Annotated in this window: 21 protein-coding genes; 14 read left to right on the forward strand and 7 right to left on the reverse strand. The window is 71.8% G+C overall.

The window, feature by feature from the left end:
- Nucleotides 1–5: 5 nt before the first annotated feature.
- From ftsZ to ACSU53_RS23370, 6 genes are all read left to right on the forward strand, one after another.
- Nucleotides 6–1,202 carry a cell division protein FtsZ gene (ftsZ, locus tag ACSU53_RS23345; protein WP_432055210.1) on the forward strand — a complete coding sequence of 399 codons (1,197 nt, stop codon included), beginning with the start codon at nt 6–8 and terminating at the stop codon, nt 1,200–1,202.
- Nucleotides 1,199–1,927 (forward strand): peptidoglycan editing factor PgeF, encoded by a 729-nt coding sequence (gene pgeF / locus ACSU53_RS23350; protein ID WP_437030660.1) that lies wholly within the window; start codon nt 1,199–1,201, stop codon nt 1,925–1,927. The genes ftsZ and pgeF overlap by 4 nt, the downstream gene beginning before the upstream one ends.
- A 6-nt stretch (nt 1,928–1,933) precedes the next feature.
- A complete protein-coding gene (locus ACSU53_RS23355; RefSeq protein ID WP_437030661.1) occupies nt 1,934–2,653 on the forward strand; it encodes a YggS family pyridoxal phosphate-dependent enzyme in 720 nt (239 codons plus the stop codon).
- Nucleotides 2,654–2,783: 130 nt separating this feature from the next.
- Nucleotides 2,784–3,425, forward strand: coding sequence for a cell division protein SepF (locus ACSU53_RS23360; protein WP_362089037.1), 642 nt, complete (start codon nt 2,784–2,786; stop codon nt 3,423–3,425).
- A 49-nt stretch (nt 3,426–3,474) separates the two neighbouring features.
- The gene (locus tag ACSU53_RS23365; protein WP_362089036.1) at nt 3,475–3,765 is read left to right on the forward strand and encodes a YggT family protein; all 291 of its coding nucleotides are present in this window, start codon (nt 3,475–3,477) and stop codon (nt 3,763–3,765) included.
- A gap of 52 nt (nt 3,766–3,817) precedes the next feature.
- Nucleotides 3,818–4,969: a DivIVA domain-containing protein gene (locus ACSU53_RS23370; RefSeq protein ID WP_437030664.1), complete on the forward strand. Its 1,152-nt coding sequence runs from the start codon at nt 3,818–3,820 to the stop codon at nt 4,967–4,969.
- A 302-nt stretch (nt 4,970–5,271) separates the two neighbouring features.
- Here the strand turns inward: ACSU53_RS23370 and ileS are convergent, their stop codons facing one another.
- Nucleotides 5,272–8,424, reverse strand: a complete 3,153-nt coding sequence (gene ileS / locus ACSU53_RS23375) for an isoleucine--tRNA ligase (RefSeq protein ID WP_437030666.1) — start codon at nt 8,422–8,424, stop codon at nt 5,272–5,274.
- A 585-nt stretch (nt 8,425–9,009) separates the two neighbouring features.
- Between ileS and ACSU53_RS23380 the strand changes: the two genes are divergently transcribed.
- The 6 genes from ACSU53_RS23380 to ACSU53_RS23405 all read left to right on the forward strand — a co-directional run bounded on the left by ACSU53_RS23380 (nt 9,010) and on the right by ACSU53_RS23405 (nt 15,152).
- On the forward strand, nt 9,010–10,494 hold the full coding sequence (locus ACSU53_RS23380) for a TraR/DksA family transcriptional regulator (RefSeq protein WP_437030668.1): 1,485 nt from the start codon (nt 9,010–9,012) through the stop codon (nt 10,492–10,494).
- A gap of 88 nt (nt 10,495–10,582) precedes the next feature.
- Entirely contained in the window at nt 10,583–11,185 is a 603-nt protein-coding gene (gene lspA / locus ACSU53_RS23385) for a signal peptidase II (RefSeq protein ID WP_437030670.1), read from the forward strand.
- Nucleotides 11,186–11,229: 44 nt separating this feature from the next.
- Nucleotides 11,230–12,174: an RluA family pseudouridine synthase gene (locus ACSU53_RS23390; protein WP_437030672.1), complete on the forward strand. Its 945-nt coding sequence runs from the start codon at nt 11,230–11,232 to the stop codon at nt 12,172–12,174.
- On the forward strand, nt 12,171–12,647 hold the full coding sequence (locus ACSU53_RS23395) for a GNAT family N-acetyltransferase (protein WP_437030674.1): 477 nt from the start codon (nt 12,171–12,173) through the stop codon (nt 12,645–12,647). Before ACSU53_RS23390 ends, ACSU53_RS23395 begins: the two co-directional genes overlap by 4 nt.
- Nucleotides 12,648–12,753: 106 nt before the next feature.
- Nucleotides 12,754–14,340 carry a Na+/H+ antiporter gene (locus tag ACSU53_RS23400; protein WP_437033364.1) on the forward strand — a complete coding sequence of 529 codons (1,587 nt, stop codon included), beginning with the start codon at nt 12,754–12,756 and terminating at the stop codon, nt 14,338–14,340.
- A gap of 71 nt (nt 14,341–14,411) precedes the next feature.
- Complete coding sequence (locus ACSU53_RS23405; protein WP_437030676.1) at nt 14,412–15,152, forward strand: SDR family NAD(P)-dependent oxidoreductase; 741 nt, start codon at nt 14,412–14,414, stop codon at nt 15,150–15,152.
- A gap of 39 nt (nt 15,153–15,191) precedes the next feature.
- Here the strand turns inward: ACSU53_RS23405 and ACSU53_RS23410 are convergent, their stop codons facing one another.
- Nucleotides 15,192–16,313, reverse strand: coding sequence for a mechanosensitive ion channel family protein (locus ACSU53_RS23410; protein WP_437030678.1), 1,122 nt, complete (start codon nt 16,311–16,313; stop codon nt 15,192–15,194).
- A 106-nt stretch (nt 16,314–16,419) separates the two neighbouring features.
- On the opposite strand from ACSU53_RS23410, the gene ACSU53_RS23415 reads away from it, so the two are divergent.
- Nucleotides 16,420–16,995 carry a dienelactone hydrolase family protein gene (locus ACSU53_RS23415; RefSeq protein WP_437030680.1) on the forward strand — a complete coding sequence of 192 codons (576 nt, stop codon included), beginning with the start codon at nt 16,420–16,422 and terminating at the stop codon, nt 16,993–16,995.
- Nucleotides 16,996–17,024: 29 nt separating this feature from the next.
- Here ACSU53_RS23415 and ACSU53_RS23420 read toward each other — a convergent pair whose 3' ends face one another.
- The 5 genes from ACSU53_RS23420 to ACSU53_RS23440 form a co-directional block, all read right to left on the reverse strand.
- Nucleotides 17,025–18,710 carry an alkaline phosphatase D family protein gene (locus ACSU53_RS23420; protein ID WP_437030682.1) on the reverse strand — a complete coding sequence of 562 codons (1,686 nt, stop codon included), beginning with the start codon at nt 18,708–18,710 and terminating at the stop codon, nt 17,025–17,027.
- 103 nt (nt 18,711–18,813) lie between these two features.
- Nucleotides 18,814–19,206, reverse strand: a complete 393-nt coding sequence (locus tag ACSU53_RS23425; protein ID WP_437030684.1) for a hypothetical protein — start codon at nt 19,204–19,206, stop codon at nt 18,814–18,816.
- A 127-nt stretch (nt 19,207–19,333) separates the two neighbouring features.
- Nucleotides 19,334–20,182 (reverse strand): thioredoxin domain-containing protein, encoded by an 849-nt coding sequence (locus ACSU53_RS23430; RefSeq protein WP_437030686.1) that lies wholly within the window; start codon nt 20,180–20,182, stop codon nt 19,334–19,336.
- 86 nt (nt 20,183–20,268) lie between these two features.
- Nucleotides 20,269–20,976: a hypothetical protein gene (locus tag ACSU53_RS23435; protein WP_437030688.1), complete on the reverse strand. Its 708-nt coding sequence runs from the start codon at nt 20,974–20,976 to the stop codon at nt 20,269–20,271.
- A gap of 66 nt (nt 20,977–21,042) precedes the next feature.
- Nucleotides 21,043–22,368, reverse strand: coding sequence for a DUF2252 domain-containing protein (locus ACSU53_RS23440; RefSeq protein WP_437030690.1), 1,326 nt, complete (start codon nt 22,366–22,368; stop codon nt 21,043–21,045).
- 206 nt (nt 22,369–22,574) lie between these two features.
- On the opposite strand from ACSU53_RS23440, the gene dnaE reads away from it, so the two are divergent.
- A complete protein-coding gene (dnaE, locus tag ACSU53_RS23445) occupies nt 22,575–26,114 on the forward strand; it encodes a DNA polymerase III subunit alpha (protein ID WP_437030692.1) in 3,540 nt (1,179 codons plus the stop codon).
- Nucleotides 26,115–26,249 lie beyond the last annotated feature (135 nt).

Raw genomic sequence — 26,249 nt, forward strand, 5'->3', positions numbered from 1 at the left:
TCGACGTGGCAGCACCGCAGAACTACCTCGCAGTCATCAAAGTCATCGGTGTCGGCGGCGGTGGTGTCAATGCCATCAACCGGATGATCGAGGTCGGTCTCAAGGGCGTCGAGTTCATCGCCATCAACACCGACGCGCAAGCTCTGTTGATGAGCGACGCCGACGTCAAGCTGGACGTCGGCCGCGAACTCACCCGCGGACTCGGCGCCGGAGCCAACCCGGCCGTCGGCCGCAAGGCCGCCGAGGACCACCGCGAGGAGATCGAGGAGGTCCTCAAGGGGGCCGACATGGTCTTCGTGACGGCCGGTGAAGGCGGCGGCACCGGCACCGGCGGCGCACCCGTCGTCGCCAACATCGCCCGCTCGCTCGGCGCCCTCACCATCGGTGTGGTCACGCGCCCGTTCACCTTCGAGGGGCGGCGGCGCGCGAACCAGGCCGAGGACGGCATCGCCGAGCTCCGCGAAGAGGTCGACACCCTCATCGTCATCCCCAACGACCGGCTGCTGTCCATCTCGGACCGCCAGGTCTCGGTGCTCGACGCGTTCAAGTCGGCGGACCAGGTCCTGCTGTCCGGTGTCCAGGGCATCACCGACCTCATCACCACCCCCGGCCTGATCAACCTCGACTTCGCCGACGTCAAGTCGGTCATGTCGGAGGCCGGTTCGGCCCTCATGGGCATCGGCTCCGCCCGCGGCGACGACCGCGCGGTGGCCGCGGCGGAGATGGCGATCTCCTCGCCGCTGCTCGAGGCCTCCATCGACGGCGCGCGGGGCGTGCTGCTGAGCATCTCCGGCGGCTCGGACCTCGGCCTGTTCGAGATCAACGAGGCCGCCCAGCTGGTGAGCGAGGCCGCCCACCCCGAGGCCAACATCATCTTCGGCGCGGTGATCGACGACGCCCTCGGCGACGAGGTCCGGGTCACCGTGATCGCGGCCGGCTTCGACGGCGGACAGCCGCCGGCCAAGCGGGACAACGTCCTCGGCTCGACCTCGGCCAAGCGTGAGGAGCCCGCCCCGGCCGCCCGGCCCGAGAGCCGCCCGTCCTTCGGGTCCCTCGGCAGCGTCACGCCGAAGGAGGACCCGGAGCCGGTCGCCCCGGAGCCGGTGACCGACCTGCCGATCGCCCAGCCGCCGGTGCCCCCGTCCCGGACCTACGCCGACAGCGCGGCCGAGGAGCTGGACGTACCGGACTTCCTGAAGTGATAGGTCTGCGCGAGAGCGTGAGCGGCGCGCACTTCGCCTTCACCGACCGGTGGGGCGGGGTGAGCGCCGCTCCGTATGAGGAGCTCAACCTCGGGGGAGCGGTCGGCGACGATCCCGGCGCCGTCCGCGCCAACCGGGAAGCGGCCGCGAAGCACCTGGGCCTGGATTCGTCCCGCGTGGTCTGGATGAACCAGGTGCACGGGGCCGCCACGGCCGTCGTCGACGAGCCCTGGGGCGACCGTCCGGTCCCCGAGGTCGACGCGGTCGTCACCGCCCGGCGGGGCCTCGCCCTCGCCGTGCTCACCGCCGACTGCGTTCCGGTGCTGCTCGCCGACCCGGTGGCCGGTGTCGTCGCGGCGGCCCACGCGGGCCGGCCCGGCCTGGTCGCCGGAGTGGTCCCGGCCGCCGTGCGGGCCATGACCGGACTCGGCGCCGACCCGGCGCGGATCGTCGCCCGCTCCGGCCCGGCCGTGTGCGGCCGGTGCTACGAGGTGCCCGGGGCGATGCGCGACGAGGTCGCCGCGGCAGAGCCCTCGGCGTACGCCGAGACGAGCTGGGGCACGCCGGCGGTCGACGTGGGCGCGGGCGTGCACGCGCAGCTCGAACGGTTGGGGGTGCGCGAGAGGGAGCACTCCCCGGTGTGCACACTGGAGTCCGATGATCACTTCTCGTACCGCCGCGACCGCACCACGGGTCGGCTCGCCGGCTATGTGTGGCTGGACTGATGGGGCATGACGGACCGTAAGCAGGAAATCGCCGCAAACCTGGCGGAAGTGGAACAGCGGATCGCTGCCGCGTGCGCCGCCGCCGGACGTGCGCGCGACGAGGTCACCCTCATCGTCGTCACCAAGACCTTCCCCGCGAGCGATGTGCGGATCCTGTCGGAACTCGGTGTGCGTCATGTGGCGGAGAACCGGGACCAGGACGCCGCCCCGAAGGCGGCCGCGTGCGCGGATCTGCCGCTGACGTGGCACTTCGTCGGTCAGTTGCAGACCAACAAGGTCCGCTCGGTGACCGGTTACGCGCACCTGGTGCAGTCCGTCGACCGGGCCCGGCTGGTGACCTCCCTCTCCAAGGAGGCGGTCCGCGCCGGGCGCGAGGTCGGGTGCCTGATCCAGGTCGCGCTGGACGCGGGCGAGGCCGCCCGGGGCGAGCGCGGCGGGGTCGCTCCCGGCGGGATCGGGGAGCTGGCCGACCTGGTCGCGGGGGCCGAAGGGCTGCGGCTGGACGGCCTGATGACCGTCGCCCCGCTCACCGGCGAGTACGCCGGGCGTCAACAGGCGGCGTTCGAGCGGTTGATGGATTTGTCGACCGACCTGCGCAGGGCCCATCCGGCTGCGAACATGGTCTCCGCGGGGATGAGCGCGGACCTCGAACAGGCCGTGGCCGCCGGTGCGACACATGTACGCGTCGGCAGTGCGGTACTCGGAGTCCGCCCCGCGCTCGGGTAACGTCGCCAAGAAGTCGGACCACAGCAGAAAATATGGTCAATACCGCCGGACAGCGGGGGTAAAGGACCTCGTGGATCGCGGGCACTTGGCGGTCGTCAGCGGATCCACCACAGAGCGGAGGACTCGAAGCATGGCCGGCGCGATGCGCAAGATGGCGGTCTACCTCGGCCTCGTGGAGGACGATGGGTACGACGGCCGCGGATTCGACCCAGACGACGACTTTGAACCCGAACTCGACCCCGAACCCGAGCGGGACCGCCGGCGGCACGAACCGTCGCACGCGTCACACGGCTCACTTCAGCCCCAAAGGGACGAAGAGGTACGAGTCGTACAGCCGCCCGCCCCCCGTGAACCGGTCGCCCGTGCCGCTTCGCTGCCCGCGGAATCGGCACGCCCGGCGCGCATCGCGCCCGTGGCATCCATCACACAAGAACGCGCAAGCCTGGAGAAGAACGCACCGGTGATCATGCCCAAGGTCGTGTCGGAACGAGAGCCTTACCGGATCACCACACTTCACCCCCGGACCTACAACGAGGCCCGTACCATCGGGGAACACTTCCGTGAGGGCACTCCGGTGATCATGAATCTGACTGAGATGGATGACACAGACGCGAAGCGACTTGTCGACTTTGCGGCCGGTTTGGTGTTTGGTCTTCACGGCAGCATCGAGCGGGTGACGCAGAAGGTGTTCCTGTTGTCGCCTGCTAACGTCGATGTCACGGCGGAGGACAAGGCCCGCATCGCAGAGGGCGGGTTCTTCAACCAGAGCTGAGACGTGAGACCGGACGAGCAGGACACAGGGGAGAGGGAACAGACAGGCCATGAGCGTGTTCTTGCAGGTGATCTACATCGCGCTGATGGTGTTCCTGATCGTCCTCATCTTCCGTCTGGTCATGGACTACGTCTTCCAGTTCGCCCGCTCATGGCAACCCGGCAAGGCGATGGTGGTCGTCCTGGAGGCCACCTACACTGTCACCGATCCACCGCTGAAGCTGTTGCGGCGGTTCATCCCGCCGCTGCGTCTCGGGGGCGTGGCGCTCGACCTGTCCTTCTTCGTATTGATGATCATCGTCTACATCCTGATCACCATCGTGGGCAATGCACTGAGGTGACTGTGGACGACATGGGCCTGCCGACTGCCGATGACTACGCTGAGGTGAAGAGATGCCGTTGACCCCCGAGGACGTGCGGAACAAGCAGTTCACGACCGTCCGCCTCCGAGAAGGCTATGACGAGGACGAGGTCGATGCCTTCCTCGACGAGGTCGAAGCCGAACTGACGCGCCTGCTGCGCGAGAACGAGGACCTGCGCGCCAAGCTGGCCGCGGCCACGCGCGCCGCCGCGCAGAACCAGCAGAACATGCGCAAACCACCGGAGCAGGACCAGCAGGGGCCACCCCAGGGTCCGCCCCAGGGCATGCCCCAGCAGGGCATGCGAGGTCCCGGTGCACCGGTGCCCGCCGGCATATCGGGCCCGCCGCAGCAGATGGGCGGCCCCATGGGGGGCCCGCCGCAGCTGCCCAGCGGCGCTCCGCAGCTGCCCGCCGGCCCCGGCGGTCAGGGCGGTCCGCAGGGTCCCGGCCCGATGGGTCAGGGTCCCGGACCGATGGGCCAGGGCGGCCCGATGCAGGGGCAGATGGGCCACGGCGGCCCGATGGGCGGCCCCATGGGCGGTCCTCCCGGTCTTCCCGGCCAGCAGGGCGGCCCCGGCGGCGACAGCGCCGCGCGCGTGCTGTCGCTGGCGCAGCAGACCGCCGACCAGGCGATCGCGGAGGCCCGCAGTGAGGCCAACAAGATCGTGGGCGAGGCGCGTTCGCGTGCCGAGGGCCTGGAGCGGGACGCCCGTGCCAAGGCCGACGCCCTGGAGCGGGACGCGCAGGAGAAGCACCGTGTCGCGATGGGCTCGCTGGAGTCCGCCCGCGCCACGCTGGAGCGCAAGGTCGAGGACCTGCGCGGCTTCGAGCGCGAGTACCGCACCCGCCTGAAGTCCTACCTGGAGTCGCAGCTGCGTCAGTTGGAGACCCAGGCGGACGACTCGCTCGCCCCGCCGCGTCAGCCCGCGAGCGCCGCTCCGTCGCTGCCGCCGTCCCCGGCGCCCTCGATGGCTCCGGCCGGTGCCGGTGCGCCGTCCTACGGCGGCAACCAGCCCATGGGCGGTCCCGGCCAGTCCGGCGGCCCGTCCTACGGCGGCGGCCAGCAGCAGATGCAGCCGGCGATGACCCAGCCGATGGCGCCGGTGCGTCCGCAGGGTCCGGGCCCGATGGGTCAGGCTCCCTCGCCGATGCGCGGCTTCCTCATCGACGAGGACGACAACTGACGGCCCCCGTGGCCATGAGTACGGCGTAGCGCTCGGCAGCGTTCAGGGCGGGGCCCCGGTCTTCACCAGACCGGGGCCCCGCCCTCGTGCTACGCGCGTCCACACGTCCGTGCGGCGTGTGTTCGACCACGGACCGGCTGTCCGACGTACGCAACGCCGAAGGGCGGGCCCCCGGGTGATTCCGGGGGCCCGCCCTTCGGGGTACGTGCGGTGCGGTGCCGCCGGGGCGTGAGGCGCCCGCCGGTCCGGCACCCGCACGGGGACGCGTCCCGCACCCCTCGGCGCGGGACGCGTCCCGTGGGTCACACCCGGCGCAGGCGGAACGTCAGGGCCAGGCCCGCGTCGGTGAACGGCGTACCGAACGTGTCGTCGGCCTCACCCCGGGCGAAGTCCGTCGCGAGGACCTCGTCGGAGATGAGGGCCGCGTGCTCCTCCAGCGCGGCGACGGTCGCGGGGTCCTCGGCCGTCCAGCGGAGCGCGATGCGGTCGGCGACGTCCAGGCCGCTGTTCTTGCGGGCCTCCTGGATCAGCCGGATCGCGTCCCGGGCCAGGCCCGCCCGGCGCAGCTCCTCGGTGATCTCCAGGTCCAGGGCGACCGTGGCACCGGCGTCGGAGGCCACCGACCAGCCCTCGCGCGGGGTCTCGGTGATGATCACCTCGTCCGGGGCGAGGTCGACCTTCTCCCCGTCGACCTCCACCGAGGCGGTGCCCTCGCGCAGTGCCTGGGACAGCGCGGCGGCGTCGGTCCGCGCGATCGCCTTGGCCACGTCCTGGACGCGCTTGCCGAACCGCTTGCCCAGCGCGCGGAAGTTGGCCTTGGCCGTCGTGTCCACCAGGGAGCCGCCCACCTCGGACAGCGACGCCAGGGACTCGACGTTCAGCTCCTCGGTGATCTGCGCGTGCAGCTCGGGGGAGAGCGCGGCGAAGCCGGACGCGGCCACCAGGGCGCGGCTGAGCGGCTGACGCGTCTTCACCCCCGACTCGGCACGCGTCGCCCGCCCCAGCTCCACCAGGCGGCGCACCAGCACCATCTGCCGCGACAGTTCGGGGTCGACGGCGCTGAGGTCGGCCTCCGGCCAGGACGACAGGTGCACCGACTCCGGCGCTCCCGGGGTGACCGGGACCACCAGGTCCTGCCAGACCCGCTCGGTGATGAACGGGGTGAGCGGCGCCATCAGCTGGGTGACCGTCTGCACCACCTCGTGGAGCGTGCGCAGCGCGGCCTTGTCGCCCTGCCAGAAGCGGCGGCGCGAGCGGCGCACGTACCAGTTGGACAGGTCGTCGACGAACGCGGACAGCAGCTTGCCGGCCCGCTGGGTGTCGTACCCCTCCAGCGCCTGGGTCACCTGCTCGGTGAGGGCGTGCAGTTCGGAGAGCAGCCAGCGGTCCAGCACCGGGCGGTCGGCCGGCGCCGGGTCGGCCTCGGACGGCGCCCAGCCGGACGTACGCGCGTACAGGGCCTGGAAGGCGACCGTGTTCCAGTACGTGAGCAGCGTCTTGCGGACCACCTCCTGGATGGTGCCGTGGCCCACCCGGCGGGCCGCCCAGGGGGAGCCGCCGGCCGCCATGAACCAGCGCACCGCGTCCGCGCCGTGCTGGTCCATCAACGGGATCGGCTGCAGGATGTTGCCCAGGTGCTTGGACATCTTGCGGCCGTCCTCGGCGAGGATGTGCCCGAGGCAGACGACGTTCTCGTAGGAGGACTTGTCGAAGACCAGGGTGCCGACCGCCATCAGCGTGTAGAACCAGCCGCGGGTCTGGTCGATGGCCTCGCAGATGAACTGCGCCGGGTAGCGGGACTCGAACAGCTCCTTGTTCTTGTACGGGTAGCCCCACTGCGCGAACGGCATCGAGCCCGAGTCGTACCAGGCGTCGATGACCTCCGGCACGCGGGTGGCCGTGGCGCCGCAGCCGTCCTCGGGGCAGGCGAAGGTGACCTCGTCGATGAACGGACGGTGCGGGTCGAGGCCCGACTGGTCGGTCCCGGTCAGCTCGGTCAGCTCGGCGAGCGAGCCGACGCAGGTGAGGTGGTCCTCGGCGCAGCGCCAGATGGGCAGCGGAGTGCCCCAGTAGCGGTTGCGGGACAGCGCCCAGTCGATGTTGTTGGTCAGCCAGTCGCCGTACCGGCCGTGCTTGACGGAGTCCGGGAACCAGTTGGTGCCCTCGTTCTCCTCCAGCAGCCGGTCCTTGATCGCCGTGGTGCGGATGTACCAGGACGGCTGCGCGTAGTAGAGCAGCGCGGTGTGGCAGCGCCAGCAGTGCGGGTAGCTGTGCTCGTACGGGGTGTGCCGGAAGAGCAGGCCGCGGGCGTCCAGGTCCTCGGTCAGCTTCTCGTCGGCCTTCTTGAAGAAGACGCCGCCGACCAGCGGGACGTCCTCCTCGAAGGTGCCGTCGGGACGGACCGGGTTCACCACGGGCAGGCCGTAGGCGCGGCACACCTTGAGGTCGTCCTCACCGAAGGCGGGGGACTGGTGGACCAGACCGGTGCCGTCCTCGGTGGTGACGTAGTCGGCGTTGACCACGTAGTGCGCGGGCTCGGGGAACTCCACCAGCTCGAAGGGGCGCCGGTAGGTCCAGCGCTCCATGTCGGCGCCGGTGAAGGTCTCGCCGGTGGCCTCCCAGCCCTCGCCGAGCGCCTTGGCGAGCAGCGGCTCGGCGACGACCAGCTTCTCTGTGCCCTCGGGGCCGTTCGTCGCGACGACGTAGCTGACCTCGGGGTGCGCGGCGACGGCGGTGTTCGACACCAGCGTCCAGGGCGTGGTCGTCCACACCAGCAGCGCCGCCTCGCCGGCCAGCGGGCCGGAGGTGAGCGGGAAGCGGACGTAGACGGACGGGTCGACGACCGTCTCGTAGCCCTGGGCCAGCTCGTGGTCGGACAGGCCGGTGCCGCAGCGCGGGCACCAGGGGGCGACGCGGTGGTCCTGGACCAGCAGTCCCTTGCCGAAGATCTCCTTCAGCGACCACCAGACGGACTCGATGTACTCGGGGTCCATGGTGCGGTAGGCGTCGTCGAGGTCGACCCAGTAGCCCATGCGGTGGGTCAGCTCGGTGAAGGCGTCCGTGTGCCGGGTCACCGACTCGCGGCACTTGGCGTTGAACTCGGCGATGCCGAACGCCTCGATGTCCTGCTTGCCGGAGAAGCCCAGCTCCTTCTCCACGGCCAGCTCGACCGGCAGGCCGTGGCAGTCCCAGCCCGCCTTGCGGCCGACGTGGTAGCCGCGCATGGTGCGGAAGCGGGGGAAGACGTCCTTGAAGACCCGGGCCTCGATGTGGTGGGCGCCGGGCATGCCGTTGGCGGTGGGCGGGCCCTCGTAGAACACCCACTCGGGGCGGCCCTGGGACTGCTCCAGGCTCTTGGCGAAGATCTTCTGCTCGCGCCAGAAGTCGAGCACCGCGTGTTCGAGCGCGGGCAGGTCGACCTGGGCGGGTACCGGTCGGTACGTCGGCGTTGTCATCAGCGGGCTTCCTCCGGCGGACTTGCTGCCTTCCGTCCGGAGGGACGAGAGCTGTGTCTGTGCGCCGCCGTCGGCGCGCTCCCGCGGTACCACCCTCCTTGGCCCCCCGGTGCGTGGTGTGCGCCGGTGAGCCCCCTCATTGGGGTCGCGATGCCGGGTCTACTCGCCGCGGCTGCTCGCTGCGGCTTTCTTCCGGCGGCTCCGGGGTGATCTTCACGTCGCGCTCGCCCCCGGGCTCACACCGTCCCCGGGTCGCTCTGGGCTGCCTACGCCGCTACTCGTCCCCATCCACGCTTTTCGCTGCGCCCAGTGTACGGCGCGCGGCGGACGGCGGCCGACCGGTTTCCGCGTGGCCGGGACGCGCGGCATGCCCCGAATGGCGACCCGTGCCGTTCCGGATCCCCGGGAGGTGCGTCCGGGCGGCATACCCGGCGGGGAGCTGGGCACAACGCATGCAGGCTCGCCGCGCGGTGCCCGCGGGGCGGGGGAATCGGGCGGTGTGCCCCGTTGCCGTGGGGGTCGAGTCGATTTATCGTCCCAGCACGATTCGCGCGCAAGATCACAAAATGTGAAGGGGCCGCGGCCATGGTGGCGAAGAAGACCGCCGTACAGCAGTCGGCGTCCGGCGACGCCGGGCACGCTGCCGACGGTGGAGCCGGGCGGAAGCGGGCGGCGGACCCGGCGCGGAAGACCGCGGCGCGGACGGCCCGCGGGCCGTCCGCGGGCCGGGCGGCGGGCGGGAGCGCCGGGGCGAAGAAGGCCGGGGCGCGTGCGCCGGACCCGGAGCGGAAGACGGGGACGGACACGGACGCCGGGACCGCGAAGGCACCCGGGACGGCCGAGGACGCCGGGACCACGAAGGCACCCGGGACGGCCGAGGATGCCGGGACCGCGAAGGGCACCGCGGCGGCGGACCGGGGGAGGGCGAAGGACCCGGCGAAGGCGAAGGCGAAGGCCGGCGGGACGGGACCGGCGGCTCGGAAGGCGCCTGCCGGGACGAAGGCCGCCCCGGGCGCCAAGGCGTCCGCGGGCAGGAAGGCGAGCGAGCGGAAGGCGACCCCCGGGAAGAAAGCGGCGGGCGCGAAGGCGTCCGCCGGATCCGGGGCAGCCGCGGGACGCACGGCCGCGGACGGCACCGCGGCCGCACGCGGGGGGACGGCCGCGGGCGGAAAGGCGGGCACGGGCATGAAGGCGACGGCGGACACCGGTACGGCCCGCGCGGGCACCCCGGAGGACGCCGCCGGGCAGCCGGCGGCGGGAAAGCGGGCATCCGCCGGACGGAAGGCCGCGGGCGCCGGGAAGGGCGCCCCGGAGAAGGAACCGCGGACCGGGCGGGACACCGCCGCCGCGGCGCCGGCGGACGCCGGGGCGCCCGCCCCGGGGAAGCGCACCGCAGCCGGGAAGGACACCGGGGCCGGGCGCGCGGCCGGGAAGACCCGTGGCGCCGCCGGGGGGCGGGCCGGCACCGGGGGAGCGGGCGGGGCGGGCAAGGGCACCACCGGGGACGACGGGGGCACACACGACACGGCCGGGCGCGGCACGGCCACTGACGCGGGCGCGGACACGACCGCACCGCAGACGGGAGCGACGACGGTGGGCGCTAAGAAGACTCCGGGCACGGCCACGGCGGCCACGACCGCCGTACCCAAGGCACGGATCGGCGCGGCGGAGCCCGGCGATCTCGCGGTGCGTCCGGGCGAGGAGCCCTGGACGCCGGAGGAGGTCGAGGAGGCACGCGCCGGGCTGATGTCCGAGGTGCTGCGGCTGCGCGAGGAGATCTCCTCCTCGGAGCGGTCCCTGGCCGGCCTGATGCGGGACTCCGGGGACGGCGCGGGCGACGACCAGGCCGACACCGGCACCAAGAACATCACGCGGGAGCACGAGCTGGCGCTGGCGGCCAACGCCCGCGAGATGCTGACCCAGTCCGAGCACGCCCTGCAGCGCCTGGACACCGGCACCTACGGCCTGTGCGAGAACTGCGGCAACCCCATCGGCAAGGCCCGCATGCAGGCGTTCCCCCGGGCCACGCTGTGCGTGGAGTGCAAGCAGAAGCAGGAGCGGCGCTACTGACCGGACCCGGATGCCGACTGAGCAGGTGGGCCGCGTACGGCGTGTCGTACCCTCGTCCTCAGTCAGGTACCTAGGTTGAGGGACTCACGTGGCAGAGGCGGAGCGCATCATCGGTACGCCGGAATCCCCGGACGCCGGCCGGGACGGGCAGGAGCGGGCCGATGCCCAGGACGCCGAGGCGCGGGAGGAGACCGGGCGTCCCCGGGGCAGGCGGAGGGTGATGGTGCTGTTCGCCGTCGCCGCCTTCGCCTACGCCCTCGACCTGATCAGCAAGATGATCGTGGTCGCGAAGCTGGAGCACCACGAGCCGATCGAGATCATCGGGGACTGGCTGAGGTTCGAGGCGATCCGCAACGCGGGCGCCGCGTTCGGCTTCGGCGAGGCCTTCACCGTGATCTTCACGGCGATCGCCGCCGTGGTGATCGTGGTGATCATCCGGCTGGCCCGGAAGCTGTACAGCCTGCCCTGGGCGATCGCGCTCGGCCTGCTGCTCGGCGGTGCCCTCGGCAACCTCACGGACCGGATCTTCCGCTCCCCGGGGGTCTTCCAGGGCGCGGTCGTCGACTTCATCGCGCCGAAGCACTTCGCCGTGTTCAACCTGGCCGACTCGGCGATCGTGTGCGGCGGCATCCTGATCGTGCTGCTGTCGTTCCGGGGCCTCGACCCGGACGGCACCGTCCACAAGGACTGAACGCGCGTACGGGGCGGTCGCCGCGGTCCGGCATACTCGACGGGGTGAGCACGCTTCCCGAGATCCGTACCCTGCCCGTGCCCGACGGCCTGGAGGGCGAGCGCGTCGACGCCGCCATCTCCCGCATGTTCGGCTTCTCCCGGACCAAGGCGGCCGAACTCGCCGCCGCGGGGAAGGTCACGGTCGACGGATCGGTGGTCGGCAAGTCGGAGCGGGTCAGCGGCGGCGCCTGGCTCGAGGTCGAGATGCCGCAGGCCCCCGCGCCGGTGCGGGTGGTCGCCGAGCCCGTCGAGGGCATGGTCATCGTGCACGACGACGACGACGTCGTGGTGATCGCCAAGCCCGTCGGGGTCGCCGCGCACCCCTCGCCGGGCTGGACCGGGCCGACGGTGATCGGCGGCCTCGCCGCCGCCGGGTACCGCATCTCGACGTCCGGCGCCGCCGAGCGCCAGGGCATCGTCCACCGCCTGGACGTCGGCACCTCCGGCCTCATGGTCGTCGCCAAGTCCGAGTACGCCTACACGTCGCTGAAGCGCCAGTTCAAGGAGCGCACGGTCGACAAGCGCTACCACACGCTCGTCCAGGGCCACCCCGACCCGACCAGCGGCACCATCGACGCCCCCATCGGCCGGCACCCGCACCACGACTACAAGTGGGCGGTCACCGCCGAGGGCAAGCCGTCCGTCACGCACTACGACCTGATCGAGGCGTTCCGCGCGGCCTCCCTGCTCGACGTGAAGCTGGAGACCGGGCGCACGCACCAGATCCGCGTGCACATGGCGGCCCACCGCCACCCCTGCGTCGGCGACCTGACCTACGGGGCCGACCCCACCCTCGCCAAGCGGCTCCGGCTGACCCGCCAGTGGCTGCACGCGGTGCGGCTCGGCTTCGAGCACCCCGGCGACGGGCAGTGGGTGGAGTACGCCAGCGACTACCCGGACGACCTCCAGCAGGCGCTGGACACGGTCCGGGAGGAGACCTACGCATGACGGCGACGACCGCCGGCCCCACGGTCCGCGAAGCGGTGGACGCCGCCGACCGGGAGGCGTGCTTCGCCGTGCGCAGGGAGGTCTTCGTCGCCGAACAGGGCGTTCCCGAGGACATCGAGTACGACGCCCACGACGCCGGTGCCGTGCACGTGCTGGCGGTCGGCGCGGACGGCCGCCCGCTGGGCACCGGCCGGCTGCTGCACGGCGCCGCCGCCGCGGAGCGCACCGGCGGCGGCCCGGAGGTCGGCTCCCTCGGCCGGCTGGCGGTGCTCCGCGAGGCGCGCGGCCTCGGCGTCGGGGCCGCCCTGGTGCGCGCCCTGGAGGACGCCGCCCGCGCCCGCGGGCTCACCGCCGTCGACCTGCACGCCCAGACGCACGCCCTGCGTTTCTACGAGCGACTGGGGTACGAGGCGTACGGACCGGAGTTCGCGGACGCGGGGATGCCGCACCGGGCCATGCGGCGCGCCCTGTAGGGCGCCCGGCGCAACCGGGCCCCGGGGCGGCGGCGTGGCAGGCTGGTGATCCGCTCGCGCTCGTGCCGGACAGCCCAGACCGTCGATTCGTTCCGGAGCCGTGACCGTGGATCAGCTGGCCCTGTTGTTCGCCCTGTTGCTCGCGGCCGTGGTGAGCGTTCCGGTCGCGGACCGGCTGGGGCTGCCGTCGCCGGTGCTGATGACGGTCTTCGGCATCGTCCTGGCGCTGCTGCCCTTCGTACCGAACGTGGACGTCCCGCCCGACCTGATCCTGCCGCTGCTGCTCCCGCCGCTGCTGTACGCGGCCGTGCGCCGCACCTCCTGGCGGCAGTTCGCGGCCAACGTCAGGCCCATCCTGCTGCTCGCGGTGGCGCTCGTCTTCGTCACCACCTTCTGCGTGGCCGCCGTCGCGCACACGATCGTGCCGGGCCTGCCGATCGCCGCCGCGGTCGCGCTGGGCGCGCTGGTGGCACCGCCCGACCCCATCGCGGCGACCGCCGTCGCCGGCAAGCTCGGCCTGCCCCGCCGCCTGGTGTCGATCCTGGAGGGCGAGGGCCTGTTCAACGACGTGACCGCCATCGTGCTCTACCACGTGGCGATCGCCGCCGCCGTCACCGGCTCCTTCTCCGCCTGGGAGGCCGGGCTGGACCTGGTCCTGTCCGCGGTGGTGGCGGTCGCCGTCGGGCTCGCCCTGGGCTGGGCCGCCAACCGGCTGATGGACCGGCTCGGCGACGCCACCCTGCAGATCGCCCTGAGCCTGCTGGTGCCCTTCGCCGCCTACGTCCTCGCCGAGGAGATGCACGGTTCCGGGGTGCTCGCGGTGCTCACCGCCGCCCTGTTCCTGGTCGAGTACGCCACCGACGCCGACGCCGTGATGACCCGGCTCGCCGGGCACGCCTTCTGGGACATCGTCGACACCCTCGTCACCGGGATCGCCTTCGGCCTGGTCGGCCTCGAACTGCACAACGCCGTCGACACCGCGGCCGGCCACTGGGGCGAACTGCTCGGCTGGGCCGGAGCGGTGGTGGCCGTGGTCGTGCTGGTCCGCCTCGCCTGGCTGCTGCCGGCGACCTGGCTGACGAAACGGCTGCACGTCGCCCGCGACACCGGCGAGGAGATCCCCCTCGGCTGGCGGGAGACCGTGGTCATGTGGTGGTCGGGCATGCGCGGCGTGGCCTCCGTCGCCCTGGCCCTCGCCATCCCCCTGGAGACGGAGTCCGGGGAGCCGTTCCCCGGACGCAGCGAGATCATCTTCATCGCGTTCGGCGTGATCATGGCGACGCTGCTGCTCCAGGGGGTGACCCTGCCCTGGATGGTCCGACGCCTGGGCGTCCGGGCCGACACCGCCCGCGAGCAGGCCTACGAGCGCGAACTCGCGATCCGGGCGGCCAGGGCGGCCAAAGCGCGGCTGCGGGAGCTGGAGGAGTCCGAGGAGCTGACGGAGGAACTCTCCGAGCAGATGCAGCGCACCGCGTTCGACATCGGGGTGCGCATCAGCCCGGACATGGCCGACGAGGAACGGCGCGAGGCGCACCGGCAGCGCGCCCGCCGGGCCAAGCGGATCCGCCGCATCCAGCAGGAACTGCTCAGCGCCGCACGGCACGAGGTGCTGGCCGCGCGCAGCGAGGCGGGCGCCCACCCGGAGGTCGTCGACCGGGTCCTGCGCCACCTGGACGTGCGCAGCCTGCGGTAGGCCGCGCACCGGCGGGCGTGTCCCGTGCGGCGCGCCGCGGCCGGGGCCCGTTCCGTTCGTAGGGTCGGGGCATGACGCGAAACGTGGTGATCAGCGGGGGCGGTACGGGGATCGGGCTGGCGGCGGCACGGACGTTCGCCGCGGACGGGGACCGGGTGCTGCTGCTCGGACGGCGCGGTGACGTGCTGGAGCGGGCGGAGGTGCCGGGCGCCCTGACGCACGCGGCCGACCTGGCCGACCCGGAGGCGGTACGGGGCGTGGCGGCCTTCGTCGGCCGGGAGTTCGGCGCCGTGGACGTCCTGATCCACAGCGCCGGCGGGAACGGCCTGCTCGAACCGCCGGCCGGCGGCGACGACCCGCTGGACGCCGTCGCCCGCCACTGGACGGTCAACTTCCGGCTCAACGTGCTCACCGCCGTCCTGCTCACCGAGGCACTGCGGGACCGGCTCGCCGAGCCCGGGGGGCGGGTCCTGTTCCTCAGCTCCATCGCCGCCTACCGAGGCTCCGGGCAGGTCGCCTACGCGGCGGCCAAGGCGGGACTGCACCCCTACGCGCACGACCTGGCCCGGCGGCTGGGCCCGCACGGCATCACCGTCAACGTGGTCGCGCCCGGCTACGTCGAGGACACCGCCTTCTTCGGCGACGGCATCGACGAGGAGCGGCGGGCCCGGCTGGCGGCCGAGACGTCCACCGGGCGGGTCGGGACGCCCGGGGACGTCGCCGCCACCCTGCACTGGCTCGCCTCCCCGGGCGCGGCGCACATCACCTCGCAGATCATCCAGGTCAACGGCGGCGCCGAACGCGGCCACTGAGGGCGGCCGTCGCCCTGCCCCGCGCGTACCCGGCCGTCCTCACCCGTCCTTCTTGGACAGGCGCGGGCGCCGGGCGGCCGGTACCGGGGCCGTGCGGCGGCGGCCGTCCGCGTCGGCCGGGGCACGCTCCGGAGCGCCCGCCGTGGTGACCCGCGGCAGGGCGTAGGGGTGCTCGGCGGCCAGCCAGCGGATCATCTGCTCGCGGACCGTGACCCGGACCGTCCATATGTCGTCGGCGTCCTTGGCGGTGACCAGGGCCCGCACCTCCATGGTGGTGGGCGTGGTGTCCGTCACGGTCAGGTTGTAGGCCCGGCCGTCCCAGGCCGGGCACTCCCGCAGGATGTCGCGCAGCTTCTCGCGCATCGCCTCCAGCGGGGCCCGGTGGTCGAAGTGCCAGAAGACGGTGCCGGTCATCTGCGGCGTACCGCGCGACCAGTTCTCGAACGGCTTCGACGTGAAGTAGGACACGGGCATGGTGATCCGGCGCTCGTCCCAGGTGCGGACGGTCAGGAAGGTGAGGGTGATCTCCTCGACCGTGCCCCACTCGCCGTCCACCACCACCGTGTCGCCGATGCGCACCATGTCGCCGAACGCGATCTGCAGCCCGGCGAACATGTTGCCCAGGGTGGACTGCGCCGCCACACCGGCGACGATGCCGAGGATGCCGGCCGAGGCCAGCAGCGAGGCGCCGGCGGCGCGCATCGCGGGGAAGGTCAGCAGCATCGCGGCCACCGCCACCACGCCGACGACCGCCGACACCACCCGCCTGATCAGCGTCACCTGGGTGCGCACCCGGCGCACCCGCGCCGGATCGCGGTGGTACTGCGCGTTGGCGTACCGGGTGTAGGTGGTCTCCACGACCGCCGCCGCGATCCTGATCACCAGATAGGCGGTGGACCCGATGAGCACCAGGGTCAGGATCCTGCCGACGCTCTCCCGGTGGTCGGGGAACACGCGGGCCTCGACGTAGGACGCTCTGAGCAGGGCGGCGCACAGCACCAGTTGCCAGGGAACGCGGGCACGGCGCAGCAGCCCCCACAACGGAGTGTCGTGGTGGCGTTCGTCGGCCTTGCGCAGCAGACGGTCGGTCGCCCAGCCGAGCAGCAGCGTCAGCAGGACCGAACCGCCGACCACGATCAGCGGGCGGAGCACGTCATCCATGTCTGCGAACCTAACCGGCCCGCGCCCGCGTGAACCTGTGACCTACGTCCGGTTCTGCCTCCCGCCGGGCGCCGCCGGGGCCGGACCGGCTGGCACCATGGGCGTCATGAACATCATGCTCTTTCACTCGACCTACGGCCTGAGGCCCGCCGTCCGGCAGGCCGCGGACCGGCTGCGCGCGGCCGGACACGAGGTGTGGACGCCGGACCTCTTCGAGGGCCGCACGTTCGAGACGGTCGAGGAGGGCATGGCCCACCAGGAGGAGACGGGCAAGGACGAGCTGCTCAAGCGGGCGGTCCTGGCCGCCGCGCCGTACTCCGAGCGCGGACTGGTCTACGCCGGGTTCTCCTTCGGCGCCTCCGTGGCCCAGACGCTCGCCCTGGGCGACGACAAGGCCCGCGGGCTGCTGCTCCTGCACGGCACCTCGGACATCGCCGCGAACGCCTCGGTGGACGAGCTGCCGGTGCAGCTGCACGTCGCCGAGCCGGACCCGTTCGAGACCGACGACTGGCTCAGCGCCTGGTACCTCCAGCTGGGCCGGGCCGGTGCCGACATCGAGGTGTACCGGTACGCCGGTGCCGGCCACCTCTACACCGACCCGGACCTGCCGGACTACGACGAGGAGGCCGCCGAGGCCACCTGGCGGGTGGCGCTCGGCTTCCTCGGCTCGCTCCAGGACTGAACCGGGCCGGGTACCCCGGCCGGGGCCGGTCAGACCGGGGTGTGGACGCGTTCGACCTTCTGCGTGCCGGTGAGCGTCCGGTACGAGCGGACCCACGTGGCGGCGGTGTTCCGGTCGGCGCGGTCGGCCAGCACGTAGTAGTCCATCTGCGCGCGCTGGGCCGTGAGGTCCAGGACGCCGTAGCCGTGGCGGTCGGTGTCGACCCAGCGGACGTGCCGGTTGGCGGCGCGGATCAGCGGGGAGGCGACGGCGGAGACGGTGCCCTCCGGCACCCGGACGATGTCGTCGAGGTTGTCGGAGGTGACCGACGTGACCACGAACTCCGTGGCGGCCGACGGGGAGGCGGGGTAGGTGCCCGCGTTCACCGGCACGTCGTTGGCCCACGCCATGTGGATGTCACCGGTGAGGAAGACGGTGTTGCGGATGCCGTTCGTCCGCAGGTGGGCGAGGAGTTCCCGGCGGTCGTCGGTGTAGCCGTCCCACTGGTCGGTGTTGAGGGCGATGCCCTCCTGCGGCAGGCCCAGCAGCTTGGCGAGCGGCTTCAACAGGCTGGCGGGCAGCGCCCCGACGGCGAACGGCGAGATCATCACCGAGGTGCCGACCAGCCGCCAGGCGGTGTCCGACGCGCTCAGGCCCGCCTTCAGCCAGTCCAGCTGGGCCCGGCCGGTGAGGGTGCGGTCGGGGTCGTCGACCTCGCCCTTGCCGACGGAAACCTGTTGGTCCCGGAACGAGCGCAGGTCCAGCAGCGACAGGTCGGCGAGCTTGCCGAAGCGCAGCCGCCGGTAGGTGGTGCCCGCCAGCGCGGGACGCACCGGCATCCACTCGAAGTACGCCTGCTTGGCGGCGGCCTGGCGCGCGGCCCAGGCGCCCTCGGGCCCCTCGGTGTGGTTCTCGGCGCCGCCGGACCAGGTGTCGTTGGCGAACTCGTGGTCGTCCCAGATCGCCACGACCGGTGCCGCCGCGTGCAGCGCCTGGAGGTCCGGGTCGGTCTTGTAGTGGGCGTGCCGCACGCGGTAGTCGGCGAGGGTGACGATCTCGTGGGCCGGGGCCTGCGGGCGGACGGCCCGGCCGCGGGAGCCGTACTCGCCGGTGCCGTACTCGTAGATGTAGTCGCCGAGGTGCAGCCAGGCGTCGAGGTCGCCGCGGGCCGCGAGGTGGCGGTAGGCGGCGAAGTGGCCGGCCTCGTAGTTGGAGCACGAGACCACGCCGAAGCGCAGCCCGCCCACGGCGGCGTCGGCGGCGGGGGCGGTGCGGGTGCGGGCGACGGGGGAGTCGGCCCCGCCGGCGGAGAAGCGGAACCAGTAGTCGGTGGCGGGCGACAGGCCGCGGATGTCCGCCTTCACGGTGTGGTCGGACGCGGCGGTGGCGAGGGTGGTCCCGCGCGCGACGACGTCGGTGAACGCCCGGTCCCGGGCGACGGTCCAGCTGACCTCGGTGTCCGGCCCGGCACCGGAGCCGGGTATCGCCTCGGGCGCCGGGGTCACGCGCGTCCAGAGCAGGACACCGTCCGGCAGGGGGTCACCGGAGGCCACGCCGTGCAGGAACGCGGGCGCCTGGGTGGCCGCGGCCCGCGCCGGCAGCGCCCCGGCGAGCGGCGCGGCGAGCACCGCGGTGGCGGCGGCCGCCTTCACCACCGTACGTCTGCGCGGGGAGGGGGAGGTGGCGCCGGCGGTGGCCGGGACGCCGTTCTCGGATGATCTGTATCGACTGGTCACAGCCGATCAGGTTACTGACAGGTACACGCCCGAGTGGGCGAACTCGCCAAAGTTCGCCCACTCTTCGTCCAGCGGATCCCGGACGTCCGGCCGGGAGGCCGGGTTACGCCTTGCCGCGCTTGGTGGCGCAGTACTTCGCCGTGCCCTTGGCGCCGTCCTTCAGGCAGATCTGCACCGTCACGGAGATGCCCTCGCCGATCGACAGGTTCTTGCGGGCGCAGGAGTTGCCGGAGCCGTTGGCGTCCTCCAGCTTGATCCAGTGCGAGGCCTTCGAGTCGATCCAGCCGATGTGGCCGCTCGCCCGCATGCCGTCGGCGCGGTTGTCGCAGACGGTGAAGATCTCACCGTCCGCGTGGAAGCCGGCGCCCCCGCCGTTGAACGGGTCCGTCGTGGCGACGAAGACATTGGTGCCCGCGGCCGCCGGAGCGGACGCGAGCATCACCGTGGCCGCTCCCGCGACCACGGCACCCAGGATGGACTTCACACGAAAAGACATGATGATTCCCCCTTTTCGAGAAATGGTCATGACATGTATATGTCAGACCCGGGGTCATCGTCAAAGATCATTCCGGCCGACCGCGACGGCCGTCACTCCCCGGGGCGACGGCCGTCGTGCGGCGGCGTCAGCCCTTCAGAGCCTTGTCGACGGCCGTCCTGAAGTCCTCGGGAGTCATGGGCGTGTTCTGCCCGTCCGCGCCCGTCAGCTTCTTGCCGTCCATGATCAGGCTGGGCGTGCCCTGCACGTCGTCCTTGTTGGTGTTGAAGGTGTACGACATCGCGAGCGCCCAGGCGTCGAACGTGCCGTTCTTGACGGCGTCCTGGAACTTCTTGTTGTTCTTCAGGGCGTCGGTCGAGTCGGCGATCTCGATCAGGTAGTCGTCGTCCTTGAACTTGTCCTGAGACTCCTGCGGGTGCCACTTCGCGGAGTAGAGGGCCTCCTTGAACTCGAGGAACGCCTCCGGGCTCACGTTCAGGGCCGCGCCCAGCGCGCTCATCGCGTTCTTGGAGCCCTCGCCGTGGGCACCGACCGCCATGCGGTCGCCCTCCCGGGTGTCGCCGTCGAGGAAGGTGCCGCCGATGAACTGGAGCTTGTACTTGCCGGCTTCGTAGTCCTCGAGGATGGTCGGGCCGACCGACTGTTCGAACGAGGCGCAGACCGGGCAGCGCGGGTCCTCGTACAGCTTCAGCGTCTTCTTGGCGCTGTCCTTGCCGATCACGACGGTCGTGCCGTTCTTGCCCGAGGTGTTGGCCGGGGCGACGACCTTCTCCTCGGCCGCCGCCTCCCAGGCGCCCGGCTTGTTGGCCTGGACGAGGGCGTAGCCGACGCCGCCGGCTATCGCCAGGACGCCGACGACCGAGCAGGCGACGACGATCTGCCGCTTGACCTTCGCCCGCTTCGCCTCGCGCTCGCGCTCGGCGCGCAGCCGCTCCCGGGCCGCCGTCCTCGCCGCCTGGCTGTTCCGCTTGCTCATGCTGGTGTTCTCCATGGGGGTCTCGCACACGCCGCGCGCGTGCGGTGGGTTGGGGGGAACTGCTGGTGCCCGGTGGGCCGTCGTCCTCAGGCGAGGGCGGCGGCGGTGGAGCACGGCGGTCCGCGCCGTCCCAGGGAGTGCACGAGGAGCAGGAGGCGGGCCGGGGTCGCGGGGGCCGCCGGGCGGGCCGGGCGGCCGGTGTCCGGGGTGCGGCGCGCCGACACCGCCGCGACGGCCAGCAGCAGCGGCCGGAAGGTGGTGGCCGCCACCGCGCGCAGCACCTGGCCCAGCGCCCGCTCGCCGCGCCGCAGCCAGGCGGCCGCGCACAGGCCGACCCCGACGTGCGCCCCGAGCAGCAGCCAGGCGGTGCCCTGGTCGGCGTGGGCCAGCAGGGCGGCCAGCCGGTCGCCGCCGTCGGCGGTGGCGCCGGTGACCCGGGCGAGCGGCGCGCCCACGCTGGTGCCGTCGCCGCACAGCAGGTCGAAGCCGACGGAGCGCAGCGGGCCGGCGACGGGGCCGCCCATCCGGCCGTAACAGACGTGCTGGCCGGTGGTGAAGACCGTGTCCGCGGCCAGCTCCAGCGGGATCAGCAGGGCGGCGATCCGCCCGAAGGACCGCTCCCGGCCGGCCAGCGCGTACGCCAGGACGAACACGGCGGCCGCGATCGCGGTCACCGTGTTCAGCGGCAGCGGGGCCCCGGACAGCAGCACGTGCGACGCGGTGCTGAGGGTCACGGCGACGGCCGTGAACAACGCCGCGCGTACGGCTCTGAGCGGGGTTCCGGTGAGGTCCATGGCGGTCACGAGTCTGTCATGCGTCCCCGTAAGGGGTTCCTAAAGGGTGCGGGTGCGGCCGGGACGTTACAGCCCCGGAATCCTGCCGTTGCGGAACAGGTCCAGGAAGATCTGGTGGTCGCGCCGGGCGCGGGCCCCGTAGGTGTGGGCGAAGTCGACCAGCAGGGGCGCCAGGCCCTCCTCGTCGGCGGCGATCGCCGCGTCGATGGCCCGCTCGGTGGAGAACGGCACCAGGGACTCGCCGGAGGTGTCGTCCGCCGCCGCGTGCATCGTCGCCGTGGCCCGGCCGAGGTCCGCGACGACCTGTGCCATCTCCTCCGGGTCGTCGATGTCGCCCCAGTCCAGGTCCACGGCGTACGGCGAGACCTCGGCGACCAGCTGTCCCGAGCCGTCCAGCTCCGTCCAGCCCAGCCACGGGTCGGCGTGCGCCTGGAGGGCGCGCTGGGAGATCACGGTGCGGTGGCCCTCGTGCTGGAAGTAGTCCCGGATCGCCGAGTCCGTGACGTGGCGGGAAACCGCCGGGGTCTGGGCCTGCTTGATGTAGATCACGACGTCGTTCTCCAGGGCGTCGCTGTGCCCCTCCAGCAGGATGTTGTACGACGGCAGCCCGGCCGAGCCGATGCCGATGCCGCGGCGGCCCACGACGTCCTTGACGCGGTAGGAGTCCGGGCGGGCCAGCGAGGAGTCGGGCAGGGTCTCCAGGTAGCCGTCGAAGGCCGCGAGCACCTTGTAGCGGGTGGCCGCGTCCAGCTCGACCGCGCCGCCGCCGGGGGCGAAACGGCGCTCGAAGTCGCGGATCTCGGTCATCGAGTCCAGCAGCCCGAAGCGGGTCAGCGACCGCGCGTCGCGCAGCGCGTCCAGCAGCGGGCCCTGGGCGGTGTCCAGCGTGAAGGGCGGCACCTCGTCGCTCTTGGCGCCGGTCGCCAGCGCGTGGATCCGCTCCCGGTAGGCGGCGGCGTAGATCTCCACCAGCTCGGTGATCTGCTCGTCGCTGAGCGCCTTCGCGTAGCCGATCAGCGCCATCGAGGCGGCGAAGCGCTTGAGGTCCCAGGTGAAGGGGCCGACGTACGCCTCGTCGAAGTCGTTGACGTTGAAGACCAGGCGGCCGTTGGAGTCCATGTACGTGCCGAAGTTCTCCGCGTGCAGGTCGCCGTGGATCCACACGCGCGAGGTGCGGTCGTCCAGGTACGAGCCGCCGCGCTTCTCGCTGTCCAAGTCGTGGTAATAGAGGCAGGCCGTCCCCCGGTAGAAGGCGAAGGCACTCGCCGCCATCTTGCGGAACTTCACGCGGAACGCGGCCGGATCGGCGGCCAGGAGCTCGCCGAAGGCGGTGTCGAGGACGGCGAGGATCTCCTCGCCGCGGTGCTCGTCATTGAGCTGCGGGACCGACATCGCGGGGTGCCTCCAGGTACGGGACGGTGAGGGACGGCTGATCCGTCCCCCGCCTAACGTGTGACGGGTCACGGGAGTGCCCGGGACCCCTGCCCGAAGGTACGCGGGTGAGGCACCCCGGTGTCAGTGCCGAGGCATAGACTTCGACGCTGACCACCCCACCGTCCGCCTGTCCGTCACCGCACGTCCCCCCAGGAGGCCGCACCGTGTCGAAGCCGCCGTTCACGCACCTGCACGTCCACACCCAGTACTCGCTGCTGGACGGTGCCGCGCGGCTCAAGGACATGTTCGACGCCTGCAACGAGATGGGCATGACGCACATCGCCATGTCCGACCACGGCAACCTGCACGGCGCGTACGACTTCTTCCACTCCGCCCAGAAGGCCGGGGTCACCCCGATCATCGGGATCGAGGCCTATGTCGCCCCCGAGTCCCGGCGCAACAAGCGCAAGATCCAGTGGGGTCAGCCGCACCAGAAGCGGGACGACGTCTCCGGTTCCGGCGGTTACACCCACAAGACGATGTGGGCGGTGAACAGCACCGGTCTGCACAACCTCTTCCGGCTGTCCTCCGACGCCTACGCCGAGGGCTGGCTGCAGAAGTGGCCCCGGATGGACAAGGAGACCATCGCCCAGTGGTCCGAGGGGATCGTGGCCTCCACCGGCTGCCCCTCCGGCGAGGTGCAGACCCGGCTGCGTCTCGGCCACTTCGACGAGGCGCTCAAGGCGGCCGCCGACTACCAGGACATCTTCGGCAAGGACCGCTACTTCCTGGAGCTGATGGACCACGGCATCGACATCGAGCACCGGGTCCGCGAGGACCTGCTGCGGATCGGCAAGAAGCTCGGCATCCCGCCCCTGGTCACCAACGACTCGCACTACACCTACGCGCACGAGGCGAGCGCGCACGACGCGCTGCTGTGCATCCAGACCGGCAAGAACCTCTCCGACCCGGACCGCTTCAAGTTCGACGGCACGGGCTACTACCTGAAGTCCACGGACGAGATGTACGCCATCGACTCCTCGGACGCCTGGCAGGAGGGCTGCGCCAACACCCGGCTGATCGCCGAGATGGTCGACACCACCGGCATGTTCGTCAAGCGCGACCTGATGCCGAAGTTCGACATCCCGGAGGGCTACACCGAGGTCACCTGGTTCCGCGAGGAGACCCTGCGCGGCATGCACCGCCGCTTCCCGGACGGCATCCCGGACGACCGCATGAAGCAGGTCGAGTACGAGATGGACACCATCATCTCGATGGGCTTCCCGGGCTACTTCCTCGTGGTCGCCGACTTCATCATGTGGGCCAAGAAGCAGGGCATCGCCGTCGGCCCCGGCCGAGGCTCCGCGGCCGGCTCGATCGTCGCCTACGCCCTCGGCATCACCGACCTCGACCCGATCCCGCACGGCCTGATCTTCGAGCGGTTCCTCAACCCCGAGCGCATCTCCATGCCCGACGTCGACATCGACTTCGACGAGCGCCGGCGCGTCGAGGTGATCCGCTACGTGACGGAGAAGTACGGCGCCGACAAGGTCGCCATGATCGGCACCTACGGCACCATCAAGGCCAAGAACGCGATCAAGGACTCCGCGCGCGTGCTGGGCTACCCGTACGCGATGGGCGACCGCATCACCAAGGCCATGCCCGCCGACGTCCTGGGCAAGGGCATCCCGCTGTCCGGCATCACCGACCCCGACCACCCCCGCTACTCGGAGGCGGGCGAGGTCCGGGCGATGTACGAGAACGAACCCGACGTGAAGAAGGTCATCGACACCGCCAAGGGCGTCGAGGGCCTGGTGAGGCAGATGGGCGTGCACGCCGCCGGCGTGATCATGTCCAGCGAGACCATCACCGACCACGTCCCCGTCTGGGTGCGGCACACCGACGGCGTGACCATCACGCAGTGGGACTACCCGAGCTGCGAGTCGCTCGGCCTGCTGAAGATGGACTTCCTGGGCCTGCGCAACCTGACCATCATGGACGACGCCGTCAAGATGGTGAAGGCCAACAAGGGCGTCGACATCGACCTGCTGTCGCTGCCCCTGGACGACCCGACGACCTTCGAACTGCTCCAGCGCGGCGACACCCTCGGCGTGTTCCAGTTCGACGGCGGGCCGATGCGCTCCCTGCTCCGGCTGATGAAGCCGGACAACTTCGAGGACATCTCCGCCGTCTCGGCCCTCTACCGGCCGGGCCCGATGGGCATGAACTCGCACACCAACTACGCCCTGCGCAAGAACGGTCAGCAGGAGATCACCCCGATCCACCCGGAGCTGGAGGCCCCGCTCAAGGAGGTCCTGGACGTCACCTACGGCCTGATCGTCTACCAGGAGCAGGTGCAGAAGGCCGCCCAGATCATCGCCGGCTACTCGCTCGGCGAGGCCGACATCCTCCGCCGCGTGATGGGCAAGAAGAAGCCCGAGGAACTGGCCAAGAACTTCACCATCTTCCAGGCCGGTGCCCGCAAGAACGGCTACAGCGACGAAGCCATCCAGGCGCTGTGGGACGTGCTGGTCCCCTTCGCCGGCTACGCGTTCAACAAGGCGCACTCCGCCGCGTACGGCCTGGTGTCGTACTGGACCGCCTACCTCAAGGCGAACCACCCCGCCGAGTACATGGCCGCGCTGCTCACCTCGGTCAAGGACGACAAGGACAAGTCGGCGGTCTACCTCAACGAGTGCCGCCGCATGGGCATCAAGGTGCTCCCGCCCAACGTCAACGAGTCCGAGTCCAACTTCGCCGCCCAGGGCGACGACGTGATCCTCTTCGGCCTCTCGGCGGTGCGCAACGTCGGCACCAACGTGGTCGAGTCGATCATCAAGTGCCGCAAGGCCAAGGGGAAGTACGCCTCCTTCCCGGACTACCTGGACAAGGTCGACGCGGTGGTCTGCAACAAGCGCACCACCGAGTCCCTGATCAAGGCCGGGGCCTTCGACTCCATGGGGCACACCCGCAAGGGCCTCACCGCCCAGTACGAGCCGATGATCGACAACGTGGTGGCGGTCAAGCGCAAGGAGGCCGAGGGCCAGTTCGACCTGTTCGGCGGCATGGGCGAGGCCGAGACCAGCGAGCCCGGCTTCGGTCTGGACGTCACCTTCACCGACGACGAGTGGGACAAGACCTACCTCCTCGCGCAGGAGCGCGAGATGCTCGGCCTCTACGTCTCCGACCACCCGCTGTTCGGCCTGGAGCACGTGCTGTCCGACAAGGCGGACGCGGGCATCTCCCAGCTCACCGGCGGCGACTTCGGTGACGGCGCGGTCGTCACCATCGGCGGCATCATCTCGGGCCTCCAGCGCAAGATGACCAAGCAGGGCAACGCCTGGGCGATCGCCACCGTGGAGGACCTCGCCGGATCCATCGAGTGCATGTTCTTCCCCGCGACCTACCAGCTCGTCTCGACGCAACTGGTCGAGGACGCCGTCGTGTTCGTCAAGGGCCGGCTGGACAAGCGCGAGGACGTGCCGCGCCTGGTCGCGATGGAGCTCCAGGTCCCCGACCTGTCCAACGCGGGCACCAACGCGCCCGTCGTGCTCACCATCCCGGCGACGCGCGTGACCCCGCCCATGGTCAGCCGGCTCGGCGAGATCCTCACCCACCACAAGGGCGAGAGCGAGGTCCGCATCAAGCTCCAGGGGCCGACGAGGACGACGGTGCTGCGGCTGGACCGCCACCGGGTGAAGCCCGACCCGGCGCTGTTCGGCGACCTGAAGGTCCTGCTGGGCCCCTCCTGCCTGGCGGGCTGAACCGCCCGGGAGACCCGCCGGGACGCCGGTGAGCCTCCACGGCAGGAACCGCGCCGCGGCAGGCGCGCCGGGCCGCCCCGCGGCAGCCGTACGACAGGAGGGGCACACCCGCCGGCGGGTGTGCCCCTCTTCCTG

This window comes from Streptomyces sp. enrichment culture, assembly GCF_964273255.1.
In the GTDB taxonomy this organism is placed as follows: domain Bacteria; phylum Actinomycetota; class Actinomycetes; order Streptomycetales; family Streptomycetaceae; genus Streptomyces.